The following is a 21,848-nucleotide window of genomic DNA, read 5'->3' as shown; positions in this document are numbered from 1 at the left end:
TTCCACCAGGAGAGGCCCATGTCCAGCGAATACCCGCCCACCCTGCCGGCGGAGTACGCCGACATCGAGTTCGAGAACAACGCCCAGCGGCTGCCGCTGGTGCTGTGCCTCGACACCTCCAGCTCGATGGCGGGCCCGCCGATCCAGACGCTCAACGACGCCCTGGTGGAGTGGACCCGCGAGCTCCACGACGACGTGGCGCTCAGCTACTCCGTCGAGGTCGCCCTGGTCACCTTCGGCGGACAGGGCGTCGCCGCGTGGCGCGGCCCGCAGCCGCTGCCGCCGGGGACGCCGGTGAGCCCGTTCGTGCCCGCCCACACGTTCCGGCCGCCCCGACTGGCCGCCGCCGGCGTGACGTTGATGACCGAGGCACTTGAGCTGTCGATGCACGTCGTCGCGGCCCGCAAGGCCGAACTGCGCGCCTCCGGGCTGCAGTACTACCGCCCGCAGATCTGCCTGGTCACCGACGGACTGCCCACCGACGGCACCGGCCGCCGCACCGACTCCTGGCAGCGGCTGGTCCCCGTCCTCGCCGAGGAGCAGCGCGCCCGCCGCTTCCGGCTCTACGCGATCGGCGTCGGCGGCATCACCGACATCGGCGAACAGGTGCTGCGCGCCTTCGCGCCGACGTTCAACGCCCGCATCCAGGGCTTCCCGTTCCGTGAGCTGCTGCAGATGATGTCCGCGAGCGCCAACGCCGAGCAGAAGGGCGCGGGCGACGAGGTCTTCGAGAAGATCTTCAGCCAGTTCAAGACCCAGCGCCCGGCCTGGGAGAGCTAGGCGATGGGCGCGGGCCGGGCCGGCTGGCGGATCCACGGCATGAGCGTCGAGGGCTACCGGCACCGCAGGGACGGCCGCCCCTGTCAGGACGCGTGCGCGCACACCGTGTCGGGGCAGGTCGCGGTGCTCGCCGTCGCGGACGGCGCGGGCAGCAGGCCGCGCTCCGAGGAGGGCTCACGGCTCGCGGTGGACCTGGCCGTCGAGCACTTCGTACGAAGGTCATCCGCCGCCGTCGACACCCCGCCCGGTGAGGCCGTGCACGACCTGCTGACGGACGCCTTCCACGACGTCACCAAGGTGTTCCTGGACACCACGGGGGCGTCGGCGGCGGACTTCGCGACCACCCTCACCGTCGTCGTGCTGACCCCCGGCTGGCTCGGTCATCTCACCGTCGGCGACGGCTTCGTGGTGCTGCGGGCCGGGACCGAGGACGGGGAGCGGCAGTTCCACGCGCTGCCGCAGCCGGCCGCCGTCAGCGAGTACAGCAACGAGACGGTCTTCCTCACCTCGCCGGACGCGGCCCGCCGGATCCACACCGACTGCGTGTGCGACCCGGGCGTGGACGGGGTGCTGCTGTCCACCGACGGACTCGCGCAGGCCGCGCTGTCCCGCTCGGCCGGGGGCGCGCCGATGCCCAACGCCTCCTTCGCCGACGCCGTCTTCCGCTCCCTGGACACCACCCCGGGCCCGGTCTCCGACAGCGCCCACGAGAACCTGGCCGCACTGCTCAGGTCGGACCGGCTGACCGCGCTGAACGCCGACGACAAGACCCTGCTGCGGGCCGTGCGGGAGGTACGGGCATGAGCGGCCGGGTCGTGTATCTCGACGGCAAGCAGGCCCAGTTGGCCGAACTCCCGCTCAAGGGCGGCGGCCAGGCGGCCGTCTTCCCGGTCGAGGGCGACCACGGCACGGTCGTCAAGCTCTACCGCGAACCGCCGGGACCCGACCAGGAGCGGCGGCTGGCCCGCATGTTGACCATGTCCCCGCTCGCCGCCCGTCCCACCGACCAGTCCCAGCCGCCCGAGCTGGCCTGGCCCACCGCGATCGCCCGGGGCGCCGAGGGAGAGTTCCTCGGCTACGCCATGCACCGCTTCGGGGAGCCCGAACACGTCCAGCTGGTCGGCCTGTTCACCCGCACCCAGCGGCTGCGGCTCTTCCCGGAGCGGGCGGACTGGCGGTTCCTGCTCGGCGTCTCCTGGAACCTCGCCTTCATGACCGCGCGCATGCACCACGACCATCTGGTCATCGGCGACTTCTCCAGCAGCAACGTGGTCGTGGACGGCAACGGCTTCGTCACCTTCCTCGACTGCGACTCCATCGCCTTCACCGACGCGGTCACCGGCGAACCCTTCCCCTGCCTGATGCACACCACCGACTACTCGTCCCCCGAGCGGCAGTCCGGCGCCCCCGCCACCCGGGCCAGCGACGACTTCGCCCTCGCGGTCCTCGTCTACCAACTGCTGACGGCCGGCAACCACCCCTTCGGGGGCGTCCCGCACGAGAGCACCTCCGAGTCGACCGTCAAGGACAACATCGCCGCCAGCTGCTCCTACGTCGTACGCCCCGAGCTGGTCACCATCCCGCGCGGCACCGTCGACCCGTCCGTGCTGCCGCCCGAACTCCTCACCCTGGCCCGCGCCGCCTTCGGCCCCGGCGTGCACGCCCCCGCCGCCCGCCCCCCGGCGGAGGCCTGGCTACGGGCGCTCGACCGGGAGCGGGCCCGCATGCGCATCTGCCCGCACCGCCCCCTGCACACCTACGGCTCCCACCTCGCGACCTGCCCGTGGTGCACCCGAGCGGCCCTGACCGGCCACGACGTCTTCAACGGCCCCGCCCCGGTCCCGCTGCCGCCACCGCCGCCGGCACCGGTCACACAGGACGTGCCGGTCGGCGGTGGCCGGTTCGGGGCGGTGAAGGTGGCGGTGCTGCTGATCGTGGTGCTGGTGCTGATCGTGTTCCTGGTCGGTCGCCAGGGACAGTGACTCGGGCCCGGTGAGTCAGGGGTCGATTCAGGCCCCCCGGCCCCGGTCCTCCAGATACCGCGTGTGCGACTCCTGCCGCCGTGCCTCCGTCTCGCGCAGGGACGCGGCCAACCGGTCCGCCTCCTCCTGCAGGAGCGTCAACTGCCGTTCCAGATGGCGCTCCGGCGGCTCCTGCCCCGGCGCCATCCGACTCCACCACCGGGTGCGTACGAAGGTGTCGACGGCCTCGGGGATGTCCTGGCGCACCGCCCGGGAGAGGGTGTGCAGGCCCTCGGGGTCCTGGCCCAGCAACTCCGTGGCCCAGCCCGGGTCGAGCAACGCGGCCAGCAGCCCGGTCAGTTCGGTGAGCCGGCCCGCGGCCGCCGGCGGCAGCTCGACACCGGCGAGATAGCCGCCGAGCCGCTCGAAGTCCTCGCGCACCTCGTCGAGTTGGGCGGACGGGTCCGGGAAGGCGGGCGGCGCGGGCCGCTCCGGCGGGGCGATCAGCGCGCCCGCGCCGTACAGGCCGACGACCACGACGGGCCAGTACGGTCCCGCCGCGCCCACGAAGGTCAGCGCCAGGCCGGCCAGTCCGCAGGCGCTGCCCGTGATGTTCTTGCGGGATTCCAGGAACCCCACGAACCTACTGGTAGCCACGGATCTCCTCGAAGGCGCCGTCCAGCGAGCCCTTTTGGGCGTCGAAGAGGCGGCCGCCGGTCAGATCGGCGATGTGCTCCAGCTCCGCCCGGTCGGAGTCGCCGAAGAGGATCGGGAAGACGGGGGTCTGCCGCTGCTGCGCGCCGAGCCCGCGGTAGAAGGCGTCGAACTCGCCGGACTTGGCGCCGGTGGTGTTCTCGCCGTCCGTCATCAGCACGATCGACGTGAACGTGTCGTCGTCGGCGCCGAGATGGTCGTACGCCTTCTCCAGCGACGAGAAGATCGCGGTGTCGCCCTGGGCGCTGAGCGCCTTGGTGTCCTTGCGGACGCCGTCGAGGCCGGTCCCCGGGTCCGCGGGGTCGATCACATGGGTCCGTACGCTCTTCACGTCCGAGCCGAACGGCATCAGCGTCACCTCCTCGCGGTCCCGGAAGTCCGCGGTGAGGTCGGTGAGCGCCTTCTTCAGCCGGTTCAGGCGGTCGCCCTTCATCGAGCCCGAGGTGTCCAGGACGTAGACCGTGCGGGAGGGGCGGCGCAGCTTGTTCTCGTACGCGTCGAGCAGTCCGTCGGCGACGGATCGGCTGCCGGGGAAGGGGAGTTCACGGCGTCGGCTGGTGTCCAGGCCGGGCGCGGGCCGCACCGAGGGGACGACCGGGCGGCGGTGGGTGCGCTCGGTGATCTGGCGCTGGATCGCCGGGGTGCGCAGGGCCTCGGTCAGGCGACGGAACTCCTCGCGGGTCGCCGCGCTCGTGGCGGCGAGGGAGGAGAGCGGGTAGTCGGCGGTGACGACGCCGTCCGTGGGGCGGATCACCGTAAGACCGGAGACGCCCTTGAGGACGGACTCGTAGTTGAGCATCGCGTCGACGTTCCCGCGCCGCTCGTACGCGGTCGCCAGCCAGCCCGACGAACCCGACGTCAGCTCCTGCCCCTTGAAGAACTCCTTCAGCTTCGGCGTGGCCTTGGTGACGTCCGCGTCGGTGAGCGCGGACTGCGCGCCGGAGAGGGCGGAGGCGACCGAGACGAGCGTCGAGAAACCGGAGTTGGAGCGCGCCGGGTCGGTCATGCCGTAGCTGAGCCGGCCCCCCTGCACGGCCCGCTCGACCTGCGACCAGGTGACGTGGGCCGGCGTCCAGCCCAACTCCTTGACGACGGCGGTCTTCACACCGACCGCGACCGGGCTCGACATGATCGACGTCTCCGACACGACCTTCTTCGCCGCTTCGGGCCGCAGCCGCAGATAGTCGTCCGACGACAGCCACACCGCGTCGTACAGCCCGTCGGTCCCGCCCTTGGCGAGCAGGTCCACGGCGTCCAGGGTGCCCATGTAGGTGGGGCGGACGGTGAGCCCGGTGTCCTTGCGGACCTGGTCCAACACCGGTGTCATGTCGGCGAGTTCGCTGGAGGCGAGGACGCGCAGGGTGCCCGGCTGCGGGGAGCCGCCGGGAGCCGCGGTCTCCTTCGGCGTCGTCGTGCAGGCGGTCAGCAGGGCGGCCGACACGGCGACGAGAACGACAGTCCGTCTCATGACAGCCCCCCTTCGAGCGCGCTCCGGGACCGGCTGCGCGCCAAGTAGCCGCTCGCGGACTGGAGTTCGACGGTCAGCGACTCGACGGTCGACGCCATCACCTCGGTCGCCTGGACCTTGTACGTGTCGATCGCGTCCAGCGTGCGGTAGATCTGCTGGAAGGCCGAGCGCAGCGTCTCGGCGCCCACGGCCGGGTCGGCGGCGATCCGCTGGATCTCCCCGCTCTGCGTGGCGAGCATCTCGGCATTGCCCCGGATCAGATCCTCCGTGGTCCCGCGCAACGCGTTGACCTGCTCGACGACCTTCTTCTGGTTGTCCAGCGCGGAGGCCAGCATCACGGAGATCCGCAGCGCCGACACGGTGGTCGTGGCCGCCCGGTCGACGCCCTTGATCAGCTCTTCGTTGTTGCGGCGTACGACGTCCATGGCGAGGTAGCCCTGTGCGCAGACCGCGAGTTGGGTGAGCAGGTCCTGGTGCTTCTGCCGGACGGGGAAGAGCACGTCGGCCCGGAGACCGTCGGCCGCCTCCAGCTCCCCGACGCCCGCGATGTGCTGCTCGACGGCCGCGTCGAGGGCCTCGGTCAGCACGACGTACTCCTGCAGCTTGCCCATGGTCTCCCACAGGCGGACCCGCTCGGTCTGCAACGCGGCGTTGTCGCGCCGAAGTTCGTCCTGCCCACCGCGCAGAGAGCCGACGATCTTGTTCAAGGTCCCCTGCGCGGACGCGTACTTGGCCACGTGATCGCGCAACTTGTTACCCCCGGGCAGCCGGGACAGGAACTTCCGCCCCTTACCGGCCGGAAGGTCACGCGGATCCAAGTCCTCCACCACCCGCCGGAGTTCGACGAGCGACCCGGCGACCTGGGACTGTGCGTCCCCGCCCTTGTCCGGCAGGGACCGCACGGTCCGCTCCAGCATCCGGTTGGACTGCGCGGTCGCGGAGCGCATCTCGCCGGCGCCCAGGGCGGTGATCTCGCCGACCTTGCCGGCGAACTCCGGCGACCGGGCGTCGAGCACGGCGAGCCCGTCGACATACGCGGTGGCCTTCCGTGCCATGTCCGTACGGACGGAGTCGTCCACGGGTACGAGCCCGCCGGCCTTCTCCCGCGGCACCGCGGTCACGGCCTCCGGCGGGGTGAGCGTGAAGGTGTCGGTGCTGTGGCTGCTGTTCTGACTGGTGTTGTGATCGGTCACTTTTCCGTTCCCCCCGTTATCCCTTCGCCCGGCGGGCCATCTCGTGCAGCACCGCGGAGGTGGGCACGGGCGCCTGCCGGACGCCGGTCAGTTCCTGCTTGAGATAGGTGCCGGCCGAGGCGAACCCGGTGGCGGAACCCTGCGGCCGAAAACCGTGCCGCACGGCGAGTCCCCGCAACTGCGGGTCCGTGGAGAGGAGTTGGGCGAGGGCCTGGCCGTTGTCGGTGAGCGGTGCGACGGTGTGGTCGCTGTTGACGGTGGTGTCCGGGTAGAGCACGACGAGGTCGCCGGGCTGCTGTCCGTCCGCCAACAGGGCGGCGACCTGGGACTCGTAGACCAGAACCAGCGGATTCCCCGCGCCGCTGACGAAGTCCCGGAAGACGGCGTCCGAACTGGACTGCTGAGCCCCCTGCACGGTGACGAGCTTCTTCAGCAGAGGCTCGGTCCGGTCGAGGTCGGCGTCACTCGCGACGACTCGCCCACCGTTGGCCACGTAGCTGGCGGCGGCGAGATAAAGAGCACCGGAGTTGGAGGACTCAGGATCAGTACTGGAGATGAAGAGAGTCCCGCTCAACTCCCCATACTTGTCGGCGCCCTTGAGCTGCTGCCAGCTGCGGTCGTGCCGGGCGGCGTCGAGATAGGCGGCCATCTTCAGCGTCCCGCGGTGCTCGGTGTCGAGCGTGGCCAGGCCGTTGGCCGCGAGCACCTGGGCGGCGCTGCGGTGGGCCACCACGACGAGCGGCGAGTAGAAGGGCCGGGGGAGGGTGCCGCGCACCTTGTAACGGGCCGCCAGTTCCACGGCGGGCGCCTGGCTGGAGGGGAACGCGAAGTCGTACCCCTCCAGATCCAGCCCCTCCATGGCCCAGGACCCGGAGGTCTCGGCCTTCACGGTGTAGCCCTTGGCGGCGAGGGCCTTCACCACATCGGGATCGGCGAAGAAGTCCGCCTTCTCCGACCCGATCACACCACGCACGGTCTTCGTTGCCGTGCCCTTGTCGTCCGCTTCCCGGCCCGCCACGACGGCTGCCACCACGCCGCCGATCAGCAACACCGCGAGGACGATCCCTGCGATTCGTCTCACGCCGGGGAGCGTGCTCGCGGAACCCCATATTCCAGGGCTGATCGGATGAACGGGGGGTGAAGTGGCCGTCCCGGTACACAACGGGTCGGCTGCGCCGCTTCAGCGGGGGTGCATCAACGGCACCGTTGAGGAAGTTCAGCCGCAACGCCCTCAGGGGCGCGGGGAACTGCGCGACCGGCCGCGGCGGACCCGCACACCGTCGAGTACCCCTACGGCGCTACCGCGAGGGCTTACCGGGACGCCAGTTCACGAGACGACAGGGCCGCCGCATGGACGTCCATCTGTTCCGCCGCCAAAATCGCCGCAGCGGTATCCGCACGGGACGCCGCCACCACAAGCGCCCGCCCGGCAAGGGCATGCGCCCGCTGGTGCAGAGACGTGAGGTCGTCGGACGCCGGCGTCACCGACATCCGAACCGGCGCCATCCCGCCCCGCAACCGAGCCACCTGCGTGGCAAGCCGCTCGGCTGCCTTGTCGAGGTCGCCGGAGGGCTCCAGCCCGCGCAGCTCGTCTGTCACCGCCAGCAACGCCGAGAGGTGCCCGGCAAGCTGAATGTCCAACTCGTCCTCACGCGACCGGTGAGGGAAATCGGCCGAACCGGCCACCGTGCTGTGGACCGACTTCGTACGGATCGGCTCGTACATGGGATGGCCTCCAGTGACTGTCAGGAAGCCATCCTACCTTAGATCTCGTCTAAAGTTGGCCGTACCCGTCAAGGAAGTTCCCGATCCGCCCCATCGCATCCCGCAGATCCCCGGCCGTGGGCAGCGTCACCACCCGGAAGTGATCCGGCTCGGGCCAGTTGAACCCGGTGCCCTGGACGACCATGATCTTCTCCTGGCGCAGCAGATCCAGGACCATCCGCCGGTCGTCCTTGATCTTGAACACCTTGGGGTCGAGCCGAGGGAAGAGATACAGCGCCCCCTTCGGCTTCACGCAGCTCACCCCCGGAATCTGCGTGAGCAGCTCGTACGCCACATCCCGCTGCTCCCGCAGCCGCCCGCCCGGCAGCACCAGGTCGTTGATCGTCTGCCGTCCGCTCAGCGCGGCGACCACCCCGTGCTGCCCCGGCATGTTCGCGCACAGCCGCATGTTCGCGAGGATCGTCAGACCCTCGATATAGGAGTCGGCGTGCGCGCGCGGCCCCGAGATGGCCATCCAGCCGACCCGGTAGCCGGCCACCCGGTACGCCTTCGACATGCCGTTGAAGGTCAGCGTCAGCAGGTCCGGGGCGACGGCCGCGGTCGGCGTGTGCGTGGCGTCGTCGTAGAGGATCTTGTCGTAGATCTCGTCGGAGCAGACCAGCAGGTTGTGGCGCCGGGCGATGTCGGTGAGCCCCTTGAGCATCGCCTCGTCGTACACCGCCCCCGTCGGGTTGTTGGGGTTGATGATGACGATCGCCTTGGTGCGGTCGGTGACCTTCCGCTCCACGTCCGCGAGATCGGGCATCCAGTCGGACTGCTCGTCGCAGCGGTAGTGCACCGCCGTACCGCCGGACAGCGACACGGCCGCCGTCCACAGTGGATAGTCCGGCGCCGGTACGAGTACCTCGTCGCCGTCGTCGAGCAGGCCCTGCATCGCCATCACGATCAGCTCGGAGACGCCGTTGCCGATGAAGACGTGCTCGACGTCCGTCTCGATGCCGAGGGTCTGGTTGTGCATGACGACCGCCCGACGCGCCGCCAGCAGGCCCTTCGCGTCGCCGTACCCGTGCGCCGACGACACGTTGCGGAGGATGTCCTCCAGGATCTCGGGCGGGCACTCGAAGCCGAACGCGGCGGGGTTGCCGGTGTTCAGCTTGAGAATGCGGTGCCCGGCCGCTTCCAGCCGCATCGCCTCCTCAAGAACCGGACCCCGGATCTCGTAACAGACGTTGGCGAGCTTGGTCGACTGGATCACCTGCATGTCTGGGAGCTTACGGCCCGGTAACGGACCTCGGGTCGTGCTTTCCACCACATGAGACGGTCCCGTGTCGCGCGTAGATCCGCCGTACACAACTCGCGCACGCCTTCTTGTCGTGACACCCCCTTGTCGTGAAGATGTCCATGACAAAAACGCGAAGGCGACCGGAAGACCTCCGGTCGCTCGCGTTTCCAGAGGGGACCCCCACATGCGAAAGCCTCTCCTTGCCACGCTCTTCACCCTGGCCATCGCCGGGGCGGGGATGGCACCCGCGGTCGCCGCGCCCGACGCGGCGCCCGTCGAGAAGTCGGCCGCGCCCACCATCCAGGCCGTCAACTTCGCCGGCACCGTCGCGCTCAGCAACTGCTCCGGTTCCGTCATCCGTTTCCCGGGCTCCGTGTCCACCGACCCGGCGCTGGTGCTGACGAACGGCCACTGCCTGGAGACCGGCTTCCCGGAGCCCGGCGAGGTCATCGTCGACCAGGCCTCCAGCCGTACCTTCGGGCTGCTCAACGCGTCGGCGACGCGGGTCGGGACGCTGCGGGCCAGCAAGGTCGCGTACTCGACCATGACCGACACGGACGTCACGATCTACCAGCTGACGAGCACGTACGCGTCGATCAGCAGCACCTACGGGATCAGCCCGCTGACCGTGCAGAGCACCCACCCGACCGCCGGTACCGCGATCACCGTCGTCTCCGGGTACTGGAAGCGGACCTACGCCTGCAACGTCGACGGGTTCGTCTACCGCCTCAAGGAGGGCGACTGGACCTGGAAGGACTCGGTCCGCTACACCTCCGCCTGCCAGACCATCGGCGGCACGTCCGGTTCGCCGGTCGTGGACAACGCCACCGGGCAGGTCGTCGCCGTCAACAACACCGGCAACGAGGACGGCGAGCGCTGCACCGAGAACAACCCCTGCGAGGTCGACGCGAACGGCACCGTGACCGTCCGCGAAGGCATCAACTACGCGCAGGAGATCTACAACATCCCCGCCTGCTTCACCACGGGCAACAAGCTGAACCTGAGCGCCAGCGCCTGCACCCTGCCCAAGCCGTGAGCACCAAGTCGTAAGCCCCACACCGTAATCGGTCAGGGGCGGGTGGTCCGCCGCACCGCCCGCCCTGCCAGTACGTCCGTGCGCCGCCCGTCCTCGATCACGAACCGCCCGTCGACGAGGACGTGCGGAATGCCCGTCGGAAGCCGGCGCGGGTCGGCGAAGGTCGAACCCGCCGCCACCGTCGCCGGGTCGAAGAGGACCAGGTCCGCCCGGTAGCCCTCGCGGACCAGCCCCCGGTCCGGCAGCCGCAGCCGTGCCGCCGGGCGCGAGGTGAGGTGCGCGACGCACTCCTCCAGCGACAGCACGCCCAACTCCCGTACGTACCGCCCGAGATACTGCGGGAAGGTCCCGTACGCCCGCGGATGCGGCTTCGAGCCCTGAAGGATGCCGTCCGAGCCGCCGGTGTGGACGGGGTGGCGCATGATGGCCCGCACGTTCTCCTCGTGGCCCACGTGTTGGAGGATCGTCGGTCCGAGGCGGTCCGCGAGGAGGAGGCGGCGGGCCACCGTCCACGGGGTTTCGCCGCGTGCGTCCGCCGACTGCTGGACCGTGCGGCCCACGTGGTCCGCCAAAGAGTCCGTGCCCACGCCCGAGATCTCGATCGTGTCCCACTCGATCGGTACGCCGTGGCAGCCGTCCGCGCCCACGACCTCCATGTGGTGCCGGATCCGCTCGGCCGTCCCGTCGTCCGCGAGCCGCTTGAGGATCGACTCAGGGCCGCCCTCGCTCGCCCAACTCGGCAGCATCGCCACGAGCGTGGTGCAGCCGGGGGTGTAGGGATACGTGTCGAGGGTGAGGTCCGCCCCGGACGCCAGCGCCTCGTCGAGGAGGGTCAGCAGCTCGGGCGCCCGGCCCTTGTTCACGCCGAAGTTCATGGTGGCGTGGGCGAGATGGAGCGGGCAGCCGGCCTCCCGGGTCAGGGCGACCATCTCCTCGTACGCCTCCAGGGCCCCGGCGCCGTACGAGCGGTGGTGCGGGCAGTAGTAGCCGTCGTAGGACGCCACCACCCGGCACAGCTCGGTCAGTTCGGCGTCCTTGGCGTACATCCCGGGCGTGTAGGTCAGCCCGGACGACATGCCGACCGCGCCCTGCTCCATGCCCTCCGCCACCAACTGCCGCATGCGGTCGAGCTCTTGGGGTGTGGCCTCCCGGTCCTCCCAGCCGACGGCGAGCATGCGCACCGTGCCCTGGGGGATCAAGTAGGCCGCGTTGACGGCGATTCCACGGCCCTCGAAACCGGAGTCCAGCCGGTCCAGGTACTCGCCCACCGAGCGCCAGTCGAAGTCGATGTCGTCGCCGTACCCGTTCCAGCCGGTGATCGAGCGGCGCACCTCGGCGAGCGTGCGGTCGTCGACGGGCGCGTACGACAGCCCGTCCTGGCCCAGGACTTCGAGCGTGACCCCCTGCGCGGCCTTCGCGCTGTGGTCCGGGTCGCGCAGCAGGGCCAGGTCGCTGTGGGCGTGCATGTCGATGAAGCCGGGGGAGAGGACCAGGCCCTCCGCGTCCAACTCCCGCTGGGCCTTCGGGCGTTGGCAGCCCGCCGCCGCGGCCTCCTGGACGATCGAGACGATCCTGCCCTCGTCGATCACCACATCGGCGCGGTAGGAGGGTGCGCCGGAACCGTCGACGACGTCCGCGTCCCGGATGACGAGCTGCTCCACGACTCCTCCTAGAAGAACGTGCGGATGTAGTCGACGACCGTCCCGTCCGCCTCGGCCAGCGGGATCAGCGGCCACTTGTCGAAGGTCGTGCACGGGTGGGACAGGCCCAGGCCCAGCCAGTCGCCGACCCGTAGATCCGCCTCGGGGGTGGTGCGCAGCCAGGTGTGCTGGTCGGACAGGGCGGGCACCGAGATGCCGGTGGCCGGGTGTTCGGCGCCGTCCCGGCGGACCACCTGGGGGAAGGGCAGGTCGAGGTCGTGGGCCGCGTCGCGCTTGCCCGCGTTGGCGAAGGCCTGCTCGGGGGAGGGGCGCGAGACGACCTGCGCCCACAGGCGGAACGCGGGCTCCAGCGCGCCCTCTTCGGGGACGCGGTTGAAGGGGGTCACCTCGCGGTAGTGGCCGTCGTCGTGCGAGACGTAGGCGCCCGAGCGCAGCAACTTCAGTACCGGCACGGAGAGTTCGGGGATCTCGGCGAACACGTCGGCCACCGCGTCGAACCAGGCGCTGCCGCCGGCGCTGACGACGATCTCGTCCAGCCCCGTGAAACGCCCCGCCTTGTCGAAGTCGGCGGCGAGGGCGACCAGTCGGCGCAGATAGCCGCGCACCCGCTCCGGGTCGGCCCCGGGCACCTCGCCCTCGTAGCCCGCGACGCCGGCCAGGCGCAGGGTGCCGGTGGCGGCCACCGCGTCGGCCACGGCCGCGCACTCCGCCTCGGTCCGGACGCCGGTGCGGGCGCCCTCACCGGCGGCGAGTTCGACGACGACGTCGAGGGGGCGCGGGGCCCCTTCGAGGGCCGTGGCCATCAGCTCGACGCCGGGTACGGAGTCGACGTAGCAGATCAGGCGGAAGTCCGGGTCGGCGGCGAGTTCGGCGGCGATCCAGCGCAGGGCCGCCGGGTCGACCAGTTCGTTGGCGAGGAAGAGCCGGCCGAAGCCGAAGGCGCGGGCCACCCGGAGCTGGTGCGGTAGCGCGAGGGTGATGCCCCAGGCGCCGCGGTCGAGCTGGCGCCGGAAGAGCTGCGGGGCCATCGAGGTCTTGCCGTGCGGGGCGAAGGCGAGGCCGTGGCGGGTCGCGTACGTCTCCATGAGCGCGAGGTTGTGCTCCAGGCGCTCGGCGGACAGGGCGAGCAGCGGGGTGGTGAAGCCGCCGGTGAAGAGATTGCGGCGCTCGGCGGTCAGCTCGCCGACGGTCAGACCGGCCGCGTCCGGCGGGAGGCCCTTGAATCGGTGGTCGACGCGTTCCTCGGCGAGTCGGTCGAGCGCCTCGATGTCCATGGGACCTCCCTGATCTGGTCTGTTGCGATATCTGCAACGTCCATTGCGTAGAGCGCTTACGGCTGTCTAACATCTCGGCCAACGCGGGGTCAACGGAGCCGCCGGGACCCCCTCACCCAGGAGCTACGACGATCGTGACCGCCACCGGACCCGGCAAGGCCCCCGACGTCGTGGACGTCGTAGCGCTCGGCGAGTCCATGGTGACCTTCCTGCCCTCCCGGCCGGGCCGCCTCGCCGACGTCCCCTCCTTCGACCGTGCCATCGGCGGCGCTGAGTCGAACGTGGCCTGTGTGCTCGCGGCGGCCGGACACACGGTCCGGTGGGTCAGCCGGGTCGGCGCCGACGGGTTCGGGGACCACCTGATCGAGGCGATCGGGGCGTACGGCGTCGACGTCACCGCCGTGGAGCGGGACCCCGAGCGGCCGACGGGCGTGTACTTCCGCACCGCCGGGGACCGGGCCACCGACGCCCACGAGGTCGCGTACTACCGGGCCGGTTCCGCCGCCTCCGCGATGACCGTGGCGAACGTGGACCTGGCCGCCGTCCGCGCCGGACGCGTACTGCATCTGTCCGGGATCACCGCGGCCCTGGCCGACGGGTGCGCGGACCTCATGCGCGAGCTGACCGTCCTGCGTCACGGCCGCCCCCTCGTCTCCTTCGACGTCAACCACCGCCCCGGACTGTGGCGCACCCCCGACGGCCCGCAGACGACACTGCAGCTGGCCCGCGCCGCCGACCTCGTCTTCGTCGGCGAGGACGAGGCGCGGGAGGTGTGGGGGCTGGTGGGTGCCGACGCCGTGCGCGCCGCGTTCCCCGACCCCTCGGTGCTCGTCGTCAAGCAGGGCGGCCTAGGAGCGACCGTCTACGACCGGACCGGCGCCACCTTCGTCCCCGCCCCGCACGTCGACGTCGTCGCCGCCGTCGGAGCCGGGGACGCGTTCGCCGCCGGCTTCCTCTCCGCCACCCTGCGCGGACTGCCCGTCCGCGACCGCCTGCGGCACGGCCACCTCATGGCCGCCGCCGCCCTCACCGTCCCCGGCGACCTCGCCGTCCCTCCGGCCCGCGACCACGCCGACCGGCTGGTCGCTCTCGACGACCCGGCGTGGGAGAGACTTCGACTCGGCCCCGGCTGGACAGCAGCCGACGAACGGGCCGACGAGGAGGTACGTACGCCATGAGCCAGACCGTCGACCGTGCGCTGAGCATCCTGCCGCTGCTCGCCGAGGGGCCCGCCGACCTCGGCCAGGTCGCCGAGCGGCTCGCCGTCCACAAGTCCACGGCCCTGCGGCTGCTGCGCACCCTCCACGAACACGGCCTGGTCTACCGCCAGTCCGACCAGCGCTACCGTCTCGGCGCCCGCCTCATCGCGCTCGCCCAGGAGGCCATGGAGAACCTCGACATCCGCGAGATCGCCCACCCCCACCTCGCACGCCTCAACGAGCAGTGCGGACACACCGTCCACCTCGCCGTCTACGAGGAGCACGAGGTGCTCTACATCGACAAGGTGGAGAGCCGCTACCCGGTGCGGATGTACTCGCGGATCGGCAAGCCCGTCGCCATCACCGTCGCCGCCGTCGCCAAGCTGCTCCTGGCCGACCTGCCCGAGGGCGAGCGGCGCGTCCTCGCCGACGAGCTCGACTACCCCATGTACACGGCCCGGTCCACGCCCAACGCCCCCGCCTTCCTCAAGGAGTTGGACAAGGTGCGCGAGCAGGGCTGGGCCACCGACCTCGGCGGCCACGAGGAGTCCATCAACTGCGTCGCGGCGCCCATCCGCGGCGCGGACGGCAAGGTCGCCGCCGCCATGTCGGTCTCCGCGCCGAACGTCGTGGTGACCGCCGACGAACTCCTCACCCTGCTTCCGCTGGTGCGCCGCACGGCCGACGCGATCAGCGGCGAGTACTCCGGAAGAACACCAGCGACCCAGTGACCCCGTACCCCCGCAAAGGACCGGCATGACGGACAAGATCGCCCTCACCCCCAAGACCCACACCGCCCCGCCCGCGAAGTTCTCGCACGGCGTGAGGAAGGGCAACATCCTCCAGGTCGCCGGCCAGGTCGGCTTCCTCCCGGCCGAGGAGGGCAAGCCCCCCACACCGGCCGGCCCCACCCTGCGCGAGCAGACCCTCCAGACCCTCGCCAACGTCAAGGCGATCCTGGAGGAGGGCGGCGCGAGCTGGGACGACGCGATGATGATCCGCGTCTATCTGACGGACGTCGACCACTTCGCCGAGATGAACGCGATCTACAACGCGTACTTCGAGGAGCAGGGCCTCACCGCACCGCCGGCCGCCCGCACGACGGTCTACGTCGGCCTCCCCGCGGGTCTGCTCATCGAGATCGACGCACTCGCCGTCCTCGGCTGACACCCCCTCAACTCCCGCACGCCGTAACCGGCATGGCGCCTACCCGGGTGCCATGCCGTGATCCCCCCTGCCCGAAAGTCCCGTGTACTCACCCAGAGGACCCCCACCCATGTCCCATCCGCTCGCCGCGACAGCCCCCGCCGAGACCCCACCCCACACCGGCGGCCTGCTCCTCCTCCTCGACGGCACCGCCGGTCTGCTGACCGTCGCCGCCATCGGCATCGTCCTGCTCCTCTTCCTGATCATCAAGGTCAGACTGCAGCCCTTCGTCGCCCTCCTCGCGGTCTCCATAGCCGTCGGCCTGCTCGCCGGCCTCTCGGTCACCGAACTCTTCGGCACCGTCCAGCGATCGGACGCCGTGTCGACCATCGAGTCCGGGATGGGCGGCATCCTCGGCCATGTCGCGATCATCATCGGCCTGGGCACGATGCTCGGCGCGATCCTCGAAGTCAGCGGCGGCGCCGAGGTGTTGGCGTCCCGGCTGCTCAACCTCTTCGGCGAGAAGCGCGCACCGCTCGCCATGGGCCTCACCGGCCTCATCTTCGGCATCCCGGTCTTCTTCGACGTCGGCATCTTCGTCCTGGCGCCGATCGTGTACGCGGCGGCCAAGCGTGGCGGCAAGTCGATCCTGCTCTACTGCCTGCCGCTGCTGGCCGGCCTGTCCATGACCCACGCCTTCCTGCCCCCGCACCCCGGCCCGGTGGCCGCCGCCGGTCTGCTGCACGTGGACCTCGGCTGGGTCATCCTGATGGGCATCATCTGCGGGCTCCCCGCGGTGCTGGCCGCCTGGGTCTTCTCCGCCTGGATCGGCAACCGCATCTTCGTCGCCGTACCGCAGGACATGGTGGAGGCGGCCGCGGAGGCCAAGCAGGCGGTCATCGACGAGCAGCGCGAGTCGGGGGTGGAGCCGCGGGAGACGCCGGTGCCGCTGGGCACGGTGCTCGGCATCATCGGCACCCCGCTGATCCTCATCCTGGCGGCCACCTTCTCCTCGATCGCCCTGGACCCCTCCACGGGCCGCTCGGTGATCGAGTTCTTCGGCCACCCCTTCGTGGCGCTGACGATCGCCCTGTTCCTCGCCTACTACCTGCTGGGCATCCGGCGCGGCTGGTCCCGCAAGTCCCTGGAGACCGTCTCTACGGCCTCCCTGAAGCCGGTCGGCAACATCCTGCTCGTCGTCGGCGCGGGCGGCATCTTCGGCGCGATCCTCAAGGCCAGCGGGGTCGCCCAGGCTCTCTCGGACACCTTCAACGACGTCGGCCTCCCGGTGATCGTCCTCTCCTACCTGATCTCCCTCGTCCTGCGCGTCGCCCAGGGCTCGGCCACGGTGGCGATCGTGACGACGGCGGGCATCGTGGCGCCGCTGCTGTCGGAGGGCGACCACTCGCAGGCGTTCGTCGCCCTGGTCATCATGGCGATCTCGGCCGGCTCGATCTTCGCCTCGCACGTCAACGACGGAGGCTTCTGGATGGTCGCCAAGTACTTCGGCATCACCGAACGGGACACCCTCAAGACGTGGACCGTGCTGGAGTCGGTGCTGTCGGTGGCGGGGTTCGCGGTGGCGGCGGTGGTGAGCTTGTTCGTATAGGGGCCCGTGGGGCTCGGTTTGTCCGTGTAGGCGTCCGATAACAAAGTTGGGGCTGGCTGTGCCCACCACAGGATCGTCGACCATACTTCCCGCTGTGGAGCAGCGCATAGGTTCGAGCAGCCAGCCCCTGGAGGGCGCCGGGTTCGACCCGGCATTCATCCCCGGGCTCACGTCGCCCGTGTCCGATGAGCCGGAGAAGGCGAAGCAGCCGGACGAGGCCGAGGACGCGGCGCCGGAGGAGCCCGGGACCGACAACGAGGCGGACACCGAGGCCGAGGCGGAGGCCGACGGTGAGTCCGACGCGGACGCCGATGACGAGGTCGAGGAGACGGACGAGTCCGGCGACGGGCCCGTCTTCGAGGCCTCCGACCGGCGCGCGCGGATCGTCGCCGACGAGAAGGGCGTCCGGCTCACCCTGGACGACCAGCAGTGCGAGTTCCGCTGGGACGAGATCGGCGCCGTGGAGACGGAGACCCCGCGCTTCGGCAAGCGGTTCACCATCACCGTGCACACCCCTGAGCGCCGCTGGTACCCGATCGAGATCGAGGCGACGGCCAGGGCACGCTTCGGTGAGTGGGAGGAACAGCTGGACGCGGTCCTCGACGCCTACTTCGAAGAAGGCGACGCCGAGGACGCGGTCGAGGACGAGACCGACGCCGAGGCCGAGCTCGACGCCGAGGCCGAGCTCGACGCCGACGCCGAGCTCGACGCCGACGCCGAGACTGAGCCCGACGTCGAGGACAAGGCCGAAACCGAGGCCGAGACCAAGACCGACGTCAAGTCAAAGGCCAAGGACGCCGATTAGGCGCAGTACTGCGCCTCCTTGCCGATCGACCGGTACATGCAGTCCGAGTTCTCCAGCAGTTGCAGCACCGCGTCCCGGTTCCGGGAGGTCTCACGCTCGATGACCTCGTCGGGCGGGTAGAAACCGCCCCCGGAACTGGACGTCGGGTACATCTCGAAGGTGTACGAGAAGATCTTCTGCGTGCCCCAGAGATAGTCGTCGATCGACCCGTCCGTGATGTACAGGTCGCTCGACTGCTCGGCGGTGTAGCCGTTGCTCGCGGCCATCTTCTGCCCGACCGTCCTGAAGGCGTTGTAGTCGTCCGCCGTCATCCCGGTCGTGGTGTCCGAGTAGGTGTACCCGAACGGCCACAGCACCAGCTCGCTGTACGTGTGGAAGTCGATCCCCGCGGTGATCTGCTGCTTGCCGCCGACGACCCGGCCGCGCACGAAGTTCGCGACGACCTTCACCTCGGGCGCGGACTCGGCGGACGCACCCCGGTAGGTCTCGGACGAGGTCGAGCCCGAAGACCCGCCGCAGCAGCCGAACTTGTAGTTCCAGTTCCGGTTCAGGTCCGTACCGACGTACGAGGAACCGGAGTTGGGCTGCCGGTTCTTGCGCCACGAGCGGTAGGAGCCGGAGGCGATGTCGTACTCGCCCCCGTCCGGGTTGAGGTCGGGCACGATCCAGATCTCGCGGTTGTTGACCATGTTGGTGATCCGGGAGTCGCTGCCGTAGCCGGTCCCCAACTCCCGCAGCAGGTACAGCGCCATCTCCACCGTCAGGTGCTCGCGCGCGTGCTGGTGGAAGGTGAAGAGGACCTCGGGCTCGCTCTCGTCGGTCGCCACGTTGTCGCTGACCTTGATCGCGACGATGTTCCGGCCCTGGTACGAGGTGCCGATCACGCGCTTGCTCATGATGCCGGGGTAGGCGGCCAGCCGCTGGTCGATCTCCGCGGTCGTCTCGGCGTAGTTGTGGTACTTCGAGTCGGCCGTGGGGAAGTCGAAGAGCCGGGCCTCGCCGGAGGAGCGGTCCGGGGCCGAGCCGAGCGGCGTGACCTCGTAGCCCTGCGCGCGCAGCTTCTTGATCTGCGCGGTCCGGCCGGAGACGACCACCGTCTCCTCGTCGGCCTCGTCCACGCTCACCCCGGCCGCGGCGATCGCGGTGCGGGTGACGGGGGTGTTGTGGTCGACGTGGATCTCGTACTGCCGGATGTCGTCGGCGGTGGGAGCCGCGTTGGCGGTGCCGGCAGGGCTGTCGGCGCCGTCGGCGTTCGCGGAGAGGGGTGCCGCGAGGGTCAGGGCGAGGAGGGTGGCGAGGGCGGCGGTGCGTCTGCCGCGGGCGCCTGAGCCTCGTATCCGAAGTCGCATGAAGTCTCCTGGTTTCTCCTGGGGTTCCGGGGTCTCCGGAAGTGGGGGGTGGAGCGGGGGTGGTTCAGCGACCTACTGGTGCTGGTGGCGGGCCCATCGTGGACTTATGTCATGAGCTGGTCAAGAGTGGCCCAAGAGTCCTTGGCGTGAACCGTTCGGAAAACGGCCGCGCAGTGTACGCGCGGGGGTCACCTCCGGCTCGGTCCCCGGCGAAGTGCACTCGCGGGTGTGAGCGGGGCGTGCGCAAGTGCCGGGCCACGATGGAGAGTTGGACTCGGCGCAAGGGGAGCCGCGGCCCACGGTAAGACCCCCCAGCCGGAGGAGAACCATGACCCGCACCTCCTCGTTCGACCACCGCGCGTTCGACCACCGCATGGCCGTGTTCGGCGCGGACGACGCGTTCGTGGCCGCCGCCCTGCCCTTCCTCGCCGAGGGCCTCGCCGCCCCGGGTGAACCCCCGCCGGTGACCGTCGCCGCCCCCGAGCGGCTGGACCTGCTGCGGGACGCCCTCGGCGGCGACGCGCGGCACGTGCGCCTGATCCCGCACGGCGACTGGTACACCGGCTCGGCCGCCAACGCCGTTGCCCAGGTGGCCGGTTACCTCGACTCCCGGGCCGGATCCGACGGCCGGGTCCACCTCCTCACGGAGCCCGACTGGGCCGGCCGCGCCGGACGCTCCACGCGCGAGACCGCCGAGTGGATCCGCTACGAGGCCCTCGCCAACCTCCTGTTCGCGCCCACGGCGGCGACGTTCCTGTGCGCGTACGACATCCGCACCGCCGGTGCCGCCATCGTCGGGGCGGCCCGCCGCGCCCATCCGGACACCGGCGTGTACGAGGACCCGGTCGTCCTCGCCGCCGAACTCGACGCCGTGGCACAGGGACCGCCCGGGTCCGACGCGGTACTGCTCCCGCAGCCGTACCCCGCCGCCGTACGCGCCAGGGCCGCCGCCCGGGGCCTCGCTCCCGCCGACGCCGAGCTGTTCACCGAGGCCGTCACCGCCGCGCTCGCCTCCCTCGGACCCGTGACCGGCGTGCTGCTGTGGGGCCGGGCCCCGGCCGTCGTCTGCGAACTGCGCGCCGAGCGACGGGTGGACGACCCCCTCGCGGGCTTCGTGCCGCCGCCCGGTGCCGAGTTGGAGCCCGCGCAGGGACTGTGGTTCACCCGGCAGGTCTGCGCGTACGTGGACATGCGCGACGACGCGAAGGGGGCCACGATCCGACTCCAGTACGGATAGCCGTACGCGCAGGCCCTCTTGCCCCTGCCGCCTCTTTGCGCTTTCTTGACCACCATGACGGACACCACGGGAAACCCCACTGACACCGAGGCGGCATCCGGCATCGACTCCACCCCACGTAAATCGAGTTGGCGGTACATCGGCCCCGGAATCGTGGTCGCCGCCACCGGCGTGGGCGCCGGTGACCTGGTGGCCACGCTCATCGCGGGCAGCAACTTCGGCTACACGCTCCTGTGGGCGGCCATCGTCGGCTGCCTGGTGAAGATCTCCCTCGCGGAGGCGGCCGGACGCTGGCATCTGTCCACCGGCCGCACCCTGTTCGACGGCTGGGCGAGCCTGGGCCGCTGGACGACGTACTTCTTCGTCGTCTACGCGGTGATCTGGGGCTTCGTCTACGGCGCGGCGGCGATGTCGTCGAGCGCGCTGCCCCTGCAGGCGCTGTTCCCGCACGTGATGGACCTCGAATGGTGGGGCATCGCCTGCGGGCTGGTCGGACTGGTCTTCGTCTGGTTCAACAAGTACGAGGTCTTCGAGAAGGTCATGACGGTCCTGGTCGGCGTCATGTTCGTGGTGACGGTCTACCTCGCGATCCGGGTCACCCCGAACCTGGGCGACGCCTTCGCGGGCCTGCTGCCCGTCCTGCCCGACGAGAAGGACTCGATCCTCAACACCCTGGGCCTGATCGGCGGCGTCGGCGGCACGATCACGCTGGCCGCGTACGGCTACTGGGTCAACGCCAAGGGCTGGACCAACACCGGCTGGATGAAGGTGATGCGGTTCGACAACCGCGTCGCCTACGCCACCACCGGCATCTTCGTCGTCGCGATGCTCTTCGTCGGCGCGGAACTGCTGCACTCCGCCAACGTGGCCATCGCCAGCGGCGACAAGGGCCTGATCCAGCTGAGCGACATCCTGGAGGCCGAATACGGCACGGCGACGGCCAAGTTCTTCCTGATCGGCTTCTTCGCCACGTCCTTCACCTCACTGATCGGCGTCTGGCACGGCGTGAGCCTGATGTTCGCCGACTTCGTGGCCCGCTCCCGGGCGCGCTCGACGGTACGCGGCGAGGAGGTCGCCTCCGGTGCCCGCGAGCGCTCCTGGCCCTTCCGCGCGTACCTGCTGTGGCTGACCTTCCCGCCGATCGTCCTGCTCTTCCAGGGCGAGCCCTTCCGACTGATCATCCTCTACGGCGTCCTGGGCGCGGCCTTCCTGCCCTTCCTCGCCGGCACCCTGATCTGGCTCCTCAACTCCAGCCGCACCCCGGCCGAATGGCGCAACGGCCTGCTCAGCAACGCGATGCTGGCGCTGGCCGGGGTGCTGTTCCTGGTGCTGTGCGTGAAGCAGATCTGGGACCAGCCGTGGGCGGACTTCTTCTGACGGCGGGTTCTCCCGGAGCCCGGGGCCTCACC

The 21,848-nt window shown here is 70.6% G+C and carries 20 protein-coding genes; 11 read left to right on the top strand and 9 right to left on the bottom strand.

Translation table 11 applies throughout. The features are described from left to right. Positions 1 to 18 precede the first annotated feature (18 nt). From M2283_RS37815 to M2283_RS37805, 3 genes are read left to right on the top strand one after another with little or no spacing between them, the layout of a single operon-like run. Positions 19 to 780, top strand: a complete 762-nt coding sequence (locus M2283_RS37815; protein ID WP_280881018.1) for a vWA domain-containing protein — start codon at positions 19 to 21, stop codon at positions 778 to 780. Positions 781 to 783: 3 nt separating this feature from the next. After that, a complete protein-coding gene (locus M2283_RS37810; RefSeq protein ID WP_280881017.1) occupies positions 784 to 1,584 on the top strand; it encodes a PP2C family serine/threonine-protein phosphatase in 801 nt (266 codons plus the stop codon). Beyond that, positions 1,581 to 2,762 carry a hypothetical protein gene (locus M2283_RS37805; protein WP_280881016.1) on the top strand — a complete coding sequence of 394 codons (1,182 nt, stop codon included), beginning with the start codon at positions 1,581 to 1,583 and terminating at the stop codon, positions 2,760 to 2,762. Before M2283_RS37810 ends, M2283_RS37805 begins: the two co-directional genes overlap by 4 nt. Before the next feature lie 27 nt (positions 2,763 to 2,789). On the opposite strand, the gene M2283_RS37800 is transcribed toward M2283_RS37805, so the two are convergent. The 6 genes from M2283_RS37800 to M2283_RS37775 all read right to left on the bottom strand — a co-directional run bounded on the left by M2283_RS37800 (position 2,790) and on the right by M2283_RS37775 (position 9,102). Continuing rightward, positions 2,790 to 3,398 (bottom strand): hypothetical protein, encoded by a 609-nt coding sequence (locus tag M2283_RS37800; RefSeq protein ID WP_280881015.1) that lies wholly within the window; start codon positions 3,396 to 3,398, stop codon positions 2,790 to 2,792. Beyond that, positions 3,385 to 4,923, bottom strand: coding sequence for a vWA domain-containing protein (locus tag M2283_RS37795; protein WP_280881014.1), 1,539 nt, complete (start codon positions 4,921 to 4,923; stop codon positions 3,385 to 3,387). The genes M2283_RS37800 and M2283_RS37795 overlap by 14 nt, the downstream gene beginning before the upstream one ends. Further along, positions 4,920 to 6,116: a toxic anion resistance protein gene (locus tag M2283_RS37790; RefSeq protein ID WP_280881013.1), complete on the bottom strand. Its 1,197-nt coding sequence runs from the start codon at positions 6,114 to 6,116 to the stop codon at positions 4,920 to 4,922. Before M2283_RS37790 ends, M2283_RS37795 begins: the two co-directional genes overlap by 4 nt. Before the next feature lie 16 nt (positions 6,117 to 6,132). Continuing rightward, entirely contained in the window at positions 6,133 to 7,197 is a 1,065-nt protein-coding gene (locus M2283_RS37785; RefSeq protein ID WP_280881012.1) for a hypothetical protein, read from the bottom strand. Between the two features lie 230 nt (positions 7,198 to 7,427). Next, complete coding sequence (locus M2283_RS37780) at positions 7,428 to 7,841, bottom strand: hypothetical protein (RefSeq protein WP_280881011.1); 414 nt, start codon at positions 7,839 to 7,841, stop codon at positions 7,428 to 7,430. 49 nt (positions 7,842 to 7,890) lie between these two features. After that, entirely contained in the window at positions 7,891 to 9,102 is a 1,212-nt protein-coding gene (locus M2283_RS37775) for a pyridoxal phosphate-dependent aminotransferase (protein WP_280881010.1), read from the bottom strand. A gap of 205 nt (positions 9,103 to 9,307) precedes the next feature. On the opposite strand from M2283_RS37775, the gene M2283_RS37770 reads away from it, so the two are divergent. Then, positions 9,308 to 10,159, top strand: a complete 852-nt coding sequence (locus tag M2283_RS37770; protein WP_280881009.1) for a S1 family peptidase — start codon at positions 9,308 to 9,310, stop codon at positions 10,157 to 10,159. A 32-nt stretch (positions 10,160 to 10,191) separates the two neighbouring features. Here the strand turns inward: M2283_RS37770 and M2283_RS37765 are convergent, their stop codons facing one another. Beyond that, the gene (locus M2283_RS37765) at positions 10,192 to 11,820 is read right to left on the bottom strand and encodes an N-acyl-D-amino-acid deacylase family protein (protein ID WP_280881008.1); all 1,629 of its coding nucleotides are present in this window, start codon (positions 11,818 to 11,820) and stop codon (positions 10,192 to 10,194) included. 8 nt (positions 11,821 to 11,828) lie between these two features. Then, the gene (locus M2283_RS37760) at positions 11,829 to 13,094 is read right to left on the bottom strand and encodes an amino acid deaminase (RefSeq protein ID WP_280881007.1); all 1,266 of its coding nucleotides are present in this window, start codon (positions 13,092 to 13,094) and stop codon (positions 11,829 to 11,831) included. Positions 13,095 to 13,228: 134 nt separating this feature from the next. Here M2283_RS37760 and M2283_RS37755 point away from each other — a divergent pair, with 134 nt between their 5' ends. From M2283_RS37755 to M2283_RS37735, 5 genes are all read left to right on the top strand, one after another. After that, the gene (locus M2283_RS37755; RefSeq protein ID WP_280881006.1) at positions 13,229 to 14,272 is read left to right on the top strand and encodes a sugar kinase; all 1,044 of its coding nucleotides are present in this window, start codon (positions 13,229 to 13,231) and stop codon (positions 14,270 to 14,272) included. Continuing rightward, positions 14,269 to 15,024, top strand: a complete 756-nt coding sequence (locus tag M2283_RS37750) for an IclR family transcriptional regulator (protein WP_280881005.1) — start codon at positions 14,269 to 14,271, stop codon at positions 15,022 to 15,024. The genes M2283_RS37755 and M2283_RS37750 overlap by 4 nt, the downstream gene beginning before the upstream one ends. 25 nt (positions 15,025 to 15,049) lie before the next feature. Continuing rightward, the gene (locus M2283_RS37745) at positions 15,050 to 15,460 is read left to right on the top strand and encodes a RidA family protein (protein ID WP_280881004.1); all 411 of its coding nucleotides are present in this window, start codon (positions 15,050 to 15,052) and stop codon (positions 15,458 to 15,460) included. Positions 15,461 to 15,569: 109 nt separating this feature from the next. Then, a complete protein-coding gene (locus M2283_RS37740; protein WP_280881003.1) occupies positions 15,570 to 17,048 on the top strand; it encodes a GntP family permease in 1,479 nt (492 codons plus the stop codon). 94 nt (positions 17,049 to 17,142) lie between these two features. Continuing rightward, positions 17,143 to 17,853: a hypothetical protein gene (locus M2283_RS37735; RefSeq protein ID WP_280881002.1), complete on the top strand. Its 711-nt coding sequence runs from the start codon at positions 17,143 to 17,145 to the stop codon at positions 17,851 to 17,853. On the opposite strand, the gene M2283_RS37730 is transcribed toward M2283_RS37735, so the two are convergent. Next, positions 17,850 to 19,202, bottom strand: coding sequence for a M14 family metallopeptidase (locus M2283_RS37730; RefSeq protein ID WP_280881001.1), 1,353 nt, complete (start codon positions 19,200 to 19,202; stop codon positions 17,850 to 17,852). The genes M2283_RS37735 and M2283_RS37730 overlap by 4 nt on opposite strands. Before the next feature lie 328 nt (positions 19,203 to 19,530). On the opposite strand from M2283_RS37730, the gene M2283_RS37725 reads away from it, so the two are divergent. After that, on the top strand, positions 19,531 to 20,439 hold the full coding sequence (locus M2283_RS37725; protein ID WP_280881000.1) for an MEDS domain-containing protein: 909 nt from the start codon (positions 19,531 to 19,533) through the stop codon (positions 20,437 to 20,439). 54 nt (positions 20,440 to 20,493) lie between these two features. Beyond that, positions 20,494 to 21,816 carry an Nramp family divalent metal transporter gene (locus M2283_RS37720; RefSeq protein WP_280880999.1) on the top strand — a complete coding sequence of 441 codons (1,323 nt, stop codon included), beginning with the start codon at positions 20,494 to 20,496 and terminating at the stop codon, positions 21,814 to 21,816. Positions 21,817 to 21,848 lie beyond the last annotated feature (32 nt).

This window comes from Streptomyces pseudovenezuelae, from assembly GCF_029892565.1.
Taxonomy (GTDB): Bacteria; Actinomycetota; Actinomycetes; order Streptomycetales; family Streptomycetaceae; genus Streptomyces; species Streptomyces pseudovenezuelae_A.
This window is presented reverse-complemented; position numbering and strand designations above follow the sequence as displayed.